Origin of the sequence: Geobacter grbiciae (assembly GCF_018531165.1) — a bacterium.
Lineage (GTDB): Bacteria > Desulfobacterota > Desulfuromonadia > Geobacterales > Geobacteraceae > Geobacter > Geobacter metallireducens.
Genome location: NZ_JAHDIW010000016.1, coordinates 73,693 through 83,650, shown reverse-complemented (window position 1 = coordinate 83,650; position 9,958 = coordinate 73,693). Strand labels below are relative to the sequence as shown.

Below are 9,958 nucleotides of genomic sequence, written 5' to 3'. Positions count from 1 at the left end.
ACCGACTGGTCGGCAAAGTTGCCCGCATACTGGTGCATGACCGAGATGGTCATCGTGCTGAGGTCAACCCCGGTGACGGGTTCCAGTTCCTCGGCCAGCATCGTGTCGTCAAGCCAGAGCTGGGCCACCGGCGTGGAGAGGGTCTGGCCGGTAAGGTTAAGGTCGATGGAGTTGGCGATCCCGTCGTACGTATAAGTGACGTGCAGGGTTGCGCTATGGCTTCCGACGCTGTTGGCCAGATAGCGGATAGTGATGTCCCGATAGCCGCCGGAGGCGATGGTGCCTGCCGCGTTGCCGCCGGTGATCGTAAAGCGGGCGGCATCGGTGCCAGTGATGCTGAAGCCGGTCACGGTGAGGGGCTGGCTCCCCGCGTTGGCAAGGTGGGCGGTGCCGTTCACCGGATAGGAGAGATAGGGTGTGCCCGCGTTGAACCCGAGCGAGCCGGTGAAGTCAGGCTTGTAGATGGCCTGGCCTTGCAAGGGCAGATAGTTGGTGGCGCTGTATGTCATGCCGTCGTAGGTGAAGCCCATGTTGATGGAGGCCGTTTGGGTGCCGTGGACATCGGCCAGATAGGTTACCGGGATGTCCTGAAAGGTGTTCGCGGCCAGGGTTGTGGCGGCAGTGCCGGAGACGAGCTGGAAGCGGGCCGCGCCGGTGCCGGTGAGGGTCTTGGCGGTGACGGACAGGGGGAGGGAGCCGTTGTTGCTGAGCCGGGCGTTGCCGGTGTACGGCGTGTTCATGTACGCCTGGACATTGAGCCCGTAGCCCCCCAGGGACATGGCGTTGGCGACGTAGCCGGTGAGGTCGTAGTAAGAGTCGGCGCCGGTAATCGGTGTCCCGTTGTAGAACCATTGGATATGGAGCTGGCCGGTCTTGGTGCCGGCCGTCTGGCCGGCGTTGGAGAAGACCACCTTCGGGCTTATGCTTGCGCCGGGGGCGACATTGTTTGTCCCGGCGTACTGGGTAATGGAATATGCCCCTTGCGGGTTACTCGTGAGCGTGACGACTATCTGGACGGTCACGGAGTTGGGGTTGGTGATGGGCCCCCACGTCATCGAGGTGGAACTTGCCCCCGCGGAGGCGGGATAGATGGAGCCGAAATTTGCCGACCCCGTGGCCATGGGGACGATTGTCTTGCTCCCGTCCAGGTAGGAGCCCGGCACGATGATGTTCGGCAGGGTGGAATCGGTGGATCCCGCCGGGGTGATGGTCAACTGGCCGTCGACGGCTGTGGTTGCGGTAGGAAGTGGCGCGAGATTCACCTGCGGCTCAGTCGTTGCGGGCGCCGCCACTGCCGAAGCCGTGGTTATGGAACCGGTGCGGTAGACGATGGAGAGCTTCTGGCCGGCGAGGTCGGGGATGTTCAAGGTCTGGTCGATCTTGCCGTGCTGGATTCTCACCTTGTGGACGTAGGCGTCGGGGATGTCGGTCCAGGTGGCGGTGACCGTGGTGGCGAAGTCGAGGCTGGTCGGGAACGCGGCGAGGGTCTGGGGGACGATGGCACTGCCGCCGATGATTTCGGACGTTTTGGCGTTGGGGTAGTTGGCCCGGATGTAGGCGGCGAGGTTCAGGGTGTAGCCGTCCAGGGCGCTCTTGAGGCCGGCTTCGTTCAGGTTTTGGACATAATCGGTCCCCACGGTGCCGCCCGCCGCCGCGAGAAGGCCGCTGGTGCTGTACCCCATGGCGGTCTTCAGGTCAATGCCGGTGGTGGTCTGATGGGGCTTGAAGGCCGGGTCGAAGAGGTAGGTGGCGCCGCCGATGGTGGCCTGGACCCAGACGCGGTTTACGGTGAAGGAGGTTCCCAACTGGCTGTAGGGGATGCCACCGTTCGCCAGGACGGTGCCTATGACGCTGCTGTTGGCGTCCACCCCCAGCCAGTGCTGCATGTCCTTCTGGTTGGGGTCGCCGCCGGCGGGAATCGTCATGGTGCCGTAGATGTACTGGGCGGTGTAGCCGCTTGCGCGCAGAAGCGAGATCATGAGGGAGGCCTGGTCGAAGTCGTTGCCGGAACCCTCTATGGAGGTGAGCGTGGCCCCTTTCAGGGAGCCGAAGTAAGGAGCGTAGTCGACGTTGTTGCGGACGTATTCGTAGATGAGCTTGGGATCATTCTTGAGGGAACGGGCAAGGGCCGCGATCTCGGGGGTGGCGGCGGTCGCCGATTGGGGCGTAATGGAACCGAGTGGTGCGGAGAGGGGCTGGATGACGCCTTTAGCCTGGTAGAATGCGTCTGCCTCCTGGGGGGTCACCTGCGTGCCCTGAACTTCCAGCCAGCCCGGACCGGCGGGGCCGTCGGCAGCGTTGACGGTGGCGACCGACAGGCTGAAGCAGAGCCCGGCCAGGGCGATAAACCGCCCGGGGAGCCTGAATCGCCTGCTCATGGTGAGAAGTATCAGCAGAAGGGTTGCCAGCACGAGACCGACGCTGCCGATGGCGGGCACTGCCGCTGCCGTGGCAACGGGGTTGCCGTCAAGCTGGAGGGCAATCAGCTTGGTCAATCCGGCCAACGGTGCGGTTGACGTGATGTTGTTGTTGCGCAGATCGGCGCTGGTCAGATTAACCGCCCACTCCAGGCCGGTCAGGTCGCTTATACCCTTTCCCGCGGCGCTTAAGGTCGTGAGAAGTGCCAGGTCATCCCTGGTCAGCGGATCAGAAGGATTCTTCCCCAGCGCGCTGCACACGGCATTCCTGAGGTTAGCGTCCGGCATGTTCACGAGAATCCCCACGGTTACGGTCTGGTTCGTGAAATTGCCGACGTTGTCGTAGAGGTAGCTGATCCTGGTAAGCCTCGTCGCATCGACAGTGCTCACGGCGGTAAGGCGTCCAAAATCGTCATAGCCGTAGGTCACCGTGTCGGCGAATGACGCCCGGCAGAGGTTGAATACCGCCATGAGCAGTATTCCTACAATGAGATACCGGTTTCCCCCCATGATCCCCTCCTGGGAAAATTTATTCAGAACTGATTGTCTGTAGGCACCAAAGAAAAAAGCCCGCAACGAGAGCATTAATCTCTCACTGTGGGCTTTCTGGGTCTTGAACAGCCAAGTCAGCAAAGTACCCGGTCTACGGATCCGCGGAATATGAAGCGGTCCGGACCTCCGGCACTTCGATTCCTGGAGGCGTAAACTAAAGCATTATTATTACATCAACATTAAGTTTGATTAAATATTATGTGACGATGCACCCGAAAAGTATCAGTCCCCTAGTTTCGTCATCCGCAGCGAATAGGAACCATCCTTCCCCTTGCCGTCCTGCCGGGCGATGATGACGCCCAGGTCGTCGGCCTTGATCCAGCGCCGTCCTTTCTTGTGGGAATCCTCAAAATCGATGACACGGCAGCGGACCGGCTTTCCCTCCACTATGACATCCTCGGTTTTGACCCAGCGGTAGCGGCGGGTAACGATGGAGAGGCTCTCGAAGTCGAGAAGACGAAGCGACATCTCCTCCCCTACCCGGCCCATGAGGGTTTCGGGGCACTCCATCGTTGTGTGGTCATAGCGGCTTTTGTCAAACAGAAGGGTTCGCCGGTTGCCGTTCTCCGTCACATCGAGGATGAACCGATCCCTTTCGAGCCGCCCGGTAGCCTCCAGCTGCTGTCCCTTCCTTCGGTCGCTCCGCGTGTAGGTGACTGTCCCCTCTTCCGTCACCAGGGCCGTTTCGTGGCTTTCATAGGATACGGAATAGACCAGAAGGTTCGCCTTCACCCGGGTGTTGGACTCGAAGCGGAGAGCTCTGCGGTCATTGTACCTGGCGTGGGAGAATGACGTTGTAAGACTGCCGACTCGCAGTCCGCGGGAGAATATCTCGTAACGGGATTCGCGTGCGTCGGGCGATGCTGAACAGTCAATGGCTCCGGATATCATCAGCGAGAGTGTCGACAGCAGCGATGCGGCGATGAAGAGGAATATTCTTGCATGTTTGGGGGTGGATACAGTGACACGGTCGACATCGTTCATCGGGAGCAACGACTCGACGGAGACGGGGAACCGGTTTCGAATTCACGGCCGCAGCTATTGCAGACGAAACGCTGACGTCCCTTCAGGGTTTTGCCGAAAAAGTAGATTACTTCTGCGTTGCATGCGGGACAATGCATGGGGGTTCTCCTCGATATTCAGTCAATTTCAGGTAAATCCGGCACGTGCTGAGGGTGGGGTGGCGGGAAGATCCCGTTGCGGAAAAAATGGGAAGGAGTTTCCTCCTTCCCCAACCAAAAAAGGAGTTACGGGTCAAGCTGAAATTAATGTTCGGACTATAGACGGGGAATGTCACGGATGAAGGACAGGAATGTAAAATCAGCGTCAAGAATCGGCGGTCTGAGCCTGGCAACCCGCAAGGGCCACCCGTGGCGCTCCTCCGATCCGTCCAGCCTTTCAACCGCGATCAGCTTTCCGGGGAACTCATACGTGTAGCAGCGTCAGGCAAGAATCCTCTTGAGGGATTTTCGGGCACGCCGGACACCCTTCTCGACATCCTTCATAGTTCCATCCACAAGGCCGGCCAGCCGTTTCTCGGCCTTGGCCAGTCCCTTGGCGGCCCGCTTCGTGCGCTTTTCCAGCTTTCCTTCAACCCGGTCAAAGGATGTCATGATCTTGGTGAACTGTTTTTCGAGCTTCTTGCCCCCCTGGCCTTGCACCTCGTCGGCAAAACGGTCCCTGACGCTGCGCGCGATCTCCTCCACCTGACCGCGCAGGGTGAGTGCCGCGGAACGGAGTTCCTCGACCCGGCGGGCCCGTTCCTTTCCCTTGGACTCGACCAGTTCGGCGGCCTGGGAGAGAATCGAGCCGATCGCCCGGGGATTGATCCCCTTCACAGCCCGCAGCCCATCCTCGCCGAGGGCTTGAAGCTTCTCATAGGTGTCGTGACCGGCCTCAACCAGACGTTTGGCAAGCACCTCACCGATTCCACGAATCTTTTGCAGATCTTGCAGCGATTTTTTCATGTCGATCCTCCGGATGGATTGCATGTGTAGCGAGCTTCCGACAGGAAGCCCCATAGGGAATAATACAGACTCTCTCAGGATTTCAATTAAAACTAAAGAGATTTGTGTCAATCACAACAAGAATTTACACCACTGTAACAATAATGATCCAGTTACGAGGCACCCAGAGCAGCCATCTCGGACAACAGCACGGAACCAGCAGTGTATGCGGGCAATGACCGCCGTGACGACATTGCTTGCCGGCACTCGAAAATATCATTCAATTGTAACGTGACCATCACATTTGCTGCCGATAGTAATTAATGAGACAGCAGTTGCAGCGCTATGCTCTGATGACCCAGCGGTTTTGAGAACGGATAAATCATGACGGATTATTGTGAGAGCAGTGTACCGATTTTGCGGGACATCGCGGTGCCGAATGCCGGAGTCTCCCCGAACGTAACGGTGCGCGAAGTTGTGGAAATTTTTCAGGGCGATGCAACGCTGCTCACGCTGCCGATTATTGACGAAGGTGAGTTCCTGGGAATCATCAACCGCAAGGTTCTGATTTTCAAACACCTCGGCCGACCTTTTACCATGGAACTCTACGGGAAGAAACCGATCAGGGAACTTCTTGATGAGTGTCCGTTTACCATGAATGCGGGAGTCGACGTAAACAGCGCCCTCGAACGGCTTATCGAGGTGGATCCGAGACTGGAAACCGATTCGTTTCCGGTCATGGATGGAAAATGCTGCATCGGCATCGCCTCGGTGGCGGAACTCATGATGAGCATATCCAGAACCCAGGCTGCTCTCTTGCAGACCCTCAATCGGCTTACCGCCCGCATAAGAGCGGAGGTCGACAATGCGAGGAGTATCCAGCAGGATCTCCTTCCCCTCGATTCAGCGCGGTTCAACAACATTGCAATCTCTGCAAGCATGACCACATCCACAGAGATCGGAGGAGATTTTTACGATTACATCCGACTCCCCGATTCAACGGTCTGCATCGTCATGGGTGATGTGAGCGGCCACGGAATCCAGGCCGGGATGGTAACCACCGCGGCCAAGGCGAGCCTTCACACCCTTATCGCAGCAGGCGCCACCACGCCGGCTCGGCTCTTGTCCGGCATGAACAACGCCATTCTGGCCACTGCCCGTCAAAACCTTCTCATGACGTGCGTCGTTATCAGCATAAATCAGCAGCAGCGGATAGCCACCATCGCAAATGCCGGTCATACCTTTCCCTATCTTTACCGCACAATTCCTACGTACATGGAGCGCATCGAGGTGGTTTCCGGGTTTCCCCTCGGATTTGAACGCGACGGAGGCTACACGGAACTGACCATTCCCTTCCGTGAGGGAGACAGACTCATTGTCTATACCGATGGGATAGTGGAAGCCACCGATAGCGCCGGCCGCCAGTTCGGATATGAACGGTTCGAGGCTGTTTTTCTCGAACATCGGGAACTCTCGTCCGACCAGCTGAAAGAGCAGCTCTTCACGGACATTCACTCGTTTGCCGCCAGCGAAGCCCTCGATGACGATGTCGCACTCCTGATCGCCTCGTTCGACGGTTGTGCCCCTGAGGTACCATGAGCATGAACACCCCATCCCTTGCTTTTTTCAGAAATGATGCCGACGAACGGCTTTGGAAGGCCGACCTGGAAGCCATCCCCGGAATGATCTCTATCGTGACGGGAGAATCTCCCCTTTTGTCGGTGAACAAAGCGTGGGGGTTGGCGCCGAGCCCCCAGTTCATCCTGCTGTCAGCCTCCTTTTATCCCGACAGGGGGGTTGGCATCACAACTCTCATCAGGAGCCTCTTTCCCGGCACGGAGATTCTGCTTATCTCGCCGGCATCCGAGCCGTTCCCCGACATCGGCCCGCTCTTCAGGGACGGGATCGTGAACCTTGTCGTGGCGCCGACACGGCTCTCTCCAAAGAGTTACTGTCCCGTGGAATCCACCCTGAGCATTGCCGTTGCATCCATCGCGGCCGGCAGGAATGAGCGGATGTCCGCCTGTCTCAGACAGGGAACAGAGGTCAGCGAATTTACCCTCACCTCCAGTAGCCAGAAAGAAACCCTCATAGGGCTTCTGGAAAAGGCTGTGAATGGTAAGACGACCGAAGCCGAATTCCTGCGGCAACGGGCAGCGCTCATTGCTGACGAGATGATCGAGAATGCCCTTTACGGAGCACCCCGTGATCACCAGGGCACTCGAATCTTCCGCAAGGGTGAACTCCGTGAGATTCTTCCCGACGAGCGAATTGTGTTTCGCTTTGGCTTCGACGGAGAAAACCTGGCCCTGGAGGTCAGAGACGGTTGGGGCAGCCTCCGGCCGGAAGATATCCTTGACCATCTCAGCAAAAACAGGGCACGGGACGGGATTCCGCCCACTGACGGGGGATTGGGCCTGTTTCTCATCTGGCGCTTCGTCGACCACCTCCATGTCTCCATCACGCCGGGAAGAGAGACCGTCGTACGTGGTCATGTGCGTCTCGCCCGCTGCGAAGATCTGCCCGAGGCGAAGGGATTCCACATAACAGCGTTGCGCGACTGCGCCTGAACACTGACATTACAGTGCATCACTCAGGGAGGAGGGAGGCATACAACTAAAAAGGAGGACTAATTATGGGAACAGATTTCCGAGTTGTGGTTACGCGTGAAGGGCTTACCGATGTCGTCCGTTTTTACGGAAACATCGACGCCAGCGCAGAGCAGTCAGTCCGCGAGTTGTCCGCGAGAGTGAATGGGCCGAACGTCCGGTGCGATTTCAGCGATTCCGGCAGGATCAACTCCATGGGGATTGCCTTTCTCCTCAGATTTCTGAAGGATCTCAGGGATGACAAAGATGCCCGGATTACCATCCGGGGACTTAGCCAGGTAAACGCGATTCTGTTCAAGATGACCGGCATTTTCCTCCTGGCCTCCCTCGAACAATGAATTGCCCCGACTCAAAGGAGCACTCCCATGAAGTTACTGAACTGGAAACTGACCATAGGCGGTCTCTCCGAGTTGGATTGTCAGATCGAAAAGCTGCGGAAGCTCAGGGATTCGTACCGTGAAGCAAACGTGGCATACTACGGAAAGGAAATCGCGGACTTGCTCAACAGCTGACACCCCGGCTGACACGAAAGTGATTGCGACCCATCGCATTACCCTGTTCAAGCGGCCTGCACCGCAAACCGCTTGATCTTGCGGGTCGTGGTTTTCGGGAATTCATCCGTGCGAATGGTGATTCTCTTCACCCGTTTGTAGGGTGCAAGCTTTTCACAGGCGGCTTGCACCTCGGCGCGGACGAGCGCTGCCACCTCTTCCCCCGAAAGGGAATTCTTGCCCTGGCTCCTCCGATAGTCATCAAGGGCATCGCCATCGGGGTAGACCATCGCATGGATTTCTTCGGCCACGGCGCCGACCCGCCGGCCATGGACCACCACCTCCGCAATGTACGGGCTTTTGAGGATTTCGTTTTCCACCTCTTCCGGGTAGACGTTTCTCCCGTTGGCGGTAACGATCAGATTCTTGACCCTGCCACGGATCGAAAGGAATCCATCCCCATCGAGAAAGCCGAGGTCGCCGGTGCGGTACCAGCCGTCGACCAGCACTTCGGCCGTGGCCGGATCATCCCGGTAGTAACCCTGCATGACGTTCGGTCCCTTGACGAGAATCTCCCCCACCATTTCGTCATTGGGATCGGTGATCCTGACTTCAACCCCGGCAAGCACCCGTCCCGCCGTCCCCAGCCGCATGGCACCGGGACACTCGGCCGAAATGACCGGCGACGTTTCGGTTATGCCGTAACCCTGGCAGATCGTCACCCCCAGGCGGACAAGTCCGGCGGCAACATCCGGGTCGAGCGCCGCGCCGCCGCTGACGAAAATGGTCCCTTTCCCCAGGGTTTTCCGGATCTTCGCCTTAATCAGCGGGCGGGTCAGGGAGAACGAATAGAGGAGACGCGAAAGGATTTTCGATTCGATATTCCGGGTGATCCGGTCCAGGATCATCCGGTAGACCGCCGGCACCCCCAGAAGGAAGGTCGGCTTCACCTCGGCCAGGTTGTCGCCGAGTTTTTTCAGGGACTCGACAAAGGAGACCGTCCCCCCCAGCGAGAGCGGGAGGAGGATGCCGCAGACCTGCTCGAACACGTGGTTGATGGGAAGAAACGACAGGGTGTGTACCCGCTCGTCCAGATTGAAATGAGCGCTGGTCGCGAGGATGTTCGAGGTGATGTTGGCGTGGCTCAGCATGGCCCCTTTCGAGCGGCCGGTGGTGCCGGACGTGTACAGGATGATGGCGGTATCCAGGGGACTCGGCCCTTTGGGGGAGATGGCGGTTGTGCCACGGAGCTTCTCGTAGGGGAGGATTTTCACTTGATCGGCAGCTATTCCGGCCCCGGCGCTACCCGTGAGTCCCGCCCCCTGTCCCGACGCATCTCCGGAAGCCTCGGCATCGAGGAGCTCGTTGAATTGCCTGGCTAGGGTTCCCATCATGGGACCCTTCTCGTGATGGAGTTGAAGGCTGTCATCCGACTGCTCCCCGCTTGTTTCGTCTTCGTCCCCTCCCCTATTTCCGTTCCCCCCGTCAAGCGTTACGATCAGGTCGAGAGCGGGGACGTCCTCCCCCATGGCCAGGACAGTCTCGAGGGAAGAACGTTCCGTAAAGAGCACCCGTGTCCCGCTGTCGGAGAGGATGTGCCGCAGTTCGAGACTCTTGAGCTCCTTGTCCACGGGGACGACGACTCCCCCTGCCTTCAGGATTCCCAGGTAGACCATCATCCACCGGGGGGACGACGGCGCCAGAAGCGCCGCATGGTCGCCGGCCCTGAAACCGCTATTCACGAGGCCTGCGGCAACCCTGTCGGAAGCGGTCAGGAGATGCCGGTACGAAACATCCTGCCATCGCCCCCCATTCTTGTGCCGCAGGGCCGACTTGTCCGGAAATCTGCGGCAGCTCTCCTCAAGTAGCTCCACGATTGTCTGCATAATGAAAGTATCCTCTGGAGTATGATCCGCCGTCCATCCCCATGCTCTTTATCAGTC

The 9,958-nt window shown here is 58.6% G+C and carries 9 protein-coding genes; 4 read left to right on the top strand and 5 right to left on the bottom strand.

Translation table 11 applies throughout. From position 1 onward, the window contains the following. From KJB29_RS16055 to KJB29_RS16040, 4 genes are all read right to left on the bottom strand, one after another. A partial coding sequence (locus KJB29_RS16055; protein ID WP_215735398.1) for a choice-of-anchor D domain-containing protein occupies positions 1–2,927 on the bottom strand: 2,927 nt, incomplete at its 3' end. A 264-nt stretch (positions 2,928–3,191) separates the two neighbouring features. Then, complete coding sequence (locus KJB29_RS16050) at positions 3,192–3,953, bottom strand: hypothetical protein (protein ID WP_004511594.1); 762 nt, start codon at positions 3,951–3,953, stop codon at positions 3,192–3,194. Continuing rightward, positions 3,950–4,090 carry an IS1/IS1595 family N-terminal zinc-binding domain-containing protein gene (locus KJB29_RS19890; protein ID WP_081431786.1) on the bottom strand — a complete coding sequence of 47 codons (141 nt, stop codon included), beginning with the start codon at positions 4,088–4,090 and terminating at the stop codon, positions 3,950–3,952. The genes KJB29_RS16050 and KJB29_RS19890 overlap by 4 nt, the downstream gene beginning before the upstream one ends. Positions 4,091–4,411: 321 nt before the next feature. Further along, positions 4,412–4,936, bottom strand: a complete 525-nt coding sequence (locus KJB29_RS16040; RefSeq protein WP_004511595.1) for a helix-hairpin-helix domain-containing protein — start codon at positions 4,934–4,936, stop codon at positions 4,412–4,414. A 363-nt stretch (positions 4,937–5,299) separates the two neighbouring features. Here KJB29_RS16040 and KJB29_RS16035 point away from each other — a divergent pair, with 363 nt between their 5' ends. From KJB29_RS16035 to KJB29_RS16020, 4 genes are all read left to right on the top strand, one after another. Continuing rightward, entirely contained in the window at positions 5,300–6,514 is a 1,215-nt protein-coding gene (locus tag KJB29_RS16035) for a PP2C family protein-serine/threonine phosphatase (RefSeq protein WP_004511596.1), read from the top strand. Then, entirely contained in the window at positions 6,511–7,485 is a 975-nt protein-coding gene (locus tag KJB29_RS16030; RefSeq protein WP_238378990.1) for an ATP-binding protein, read from the top strand. Before KJB29_RS16035 ends, KJB29_RS16030 begins: the two co-directional genes overlap by 4 nt. Positions 7,486–7,550: 65 nt before the next feature. Further along, positions 7,551–7,862 carry an STAS domain-containing protein gene (locus tag KJB29_RS16025; RefSeq protein ID WP_004511598.1) on the top strand — a complete coding sequence of 104 codons (312 nt, stop codon included), beginning with the start codon at positions 7,551–7,553 and terminating at the stop codon, positions 7,860–7,862. Between the two features lie 27 nt (positions 7,863–7,889). After that, positions 7,890–8,036, top strand: coding sequence for a hypothetical protein (locus KJB29_RS16020; RefSeq protein WP_004511599.1), 147 nt, complete (start codon positions 7,890–7,892; stop codon positions 8,034–8,036). 47 nt (positions 8,037–8,083) lie between these two features. Here the strand turns inward: KJB29_RS16020 and KJB29_RS16015 are convergent, their stop codons facing one another. Continuing rightward, positions 8,084–9,901 carry an AMP-dependent synthetase/ligase gene (locus tag KJB29_RS16015; protein ID WP_215735397.1) on the bottom strand — a complete coding sequence of 606 codons (1,818 nt, stop codon included), beginning with the start codon at positions 9,899–9,901 and terminating at the stop codon, positions 8,084–8,086. Between the last annotated feature and the right edge of the window lie 57 nt (positions 9,902–9,958).

What these genes read in the sequence shown, in the direction of transcription:
- KJB29_RS16015 (WP_215735397.1), bottom strand. Translation starts at nt 9,901, where the DNA reads ATGCAGACAATCGTGGAGCTACTTGAGGAGAGCTGCCGCAGATTTCCG.
- KJB29_RS16020 (WP_004511599.1), top strand. Translation starts at nt 7,890, where the DNA reads ATGAAGTTACTGAACTGGAAACTGACCATAGGCGGTCTCTCCGAGTTG.
- KJB29_RS16040 (WP_004511595.1), bottom strand. Translation starts at nt 4,936, where the DNA reads ATGAAAAAATCGCTGCAAGATCTGCAAAAGATTCGTGGAATCGGTGAG.
- KJB29_RS19890 (WP_081431786.1), bottom strand. Translation starts at nt 4,090, where the DNA reads ATGCATTGTCCCGCATGCAACGCAGAAGTAATCTACTTTTTCGGCAAA.
- KJB29_RS16030 (WP_238378990.1), top strand. Translation starts at nt 6,511, where the DNA reads ATGAGCATGAACACCCCATCCCTTGCTTTTTTCAGAAATGATGCCGAC.
- KJB29_RS16035 (WP_004511596.1), top strand. Translation starts at nt 5,300, where the DNA reads ATGACGGATTATTGTGAGAGCAGTGTACCGATTTTGCGGGACATCGCG.
- KJB29_RS16025 (WP_004511598.1), top strand. Translation starts at nt 7,551, where the DNA reads ATGGGAACAGATTTCCGAGTTGTGGTTACGCGTGAAGGGCTTACCGAT.
- KJB29_RS16050 (WP_004511594.1), bottom strand. Translation starts at nt 3,953, where the DNA reads ATGAACGATGTCGACCGTGTCACTGTATCCACCCCCAAACATGCAAGA.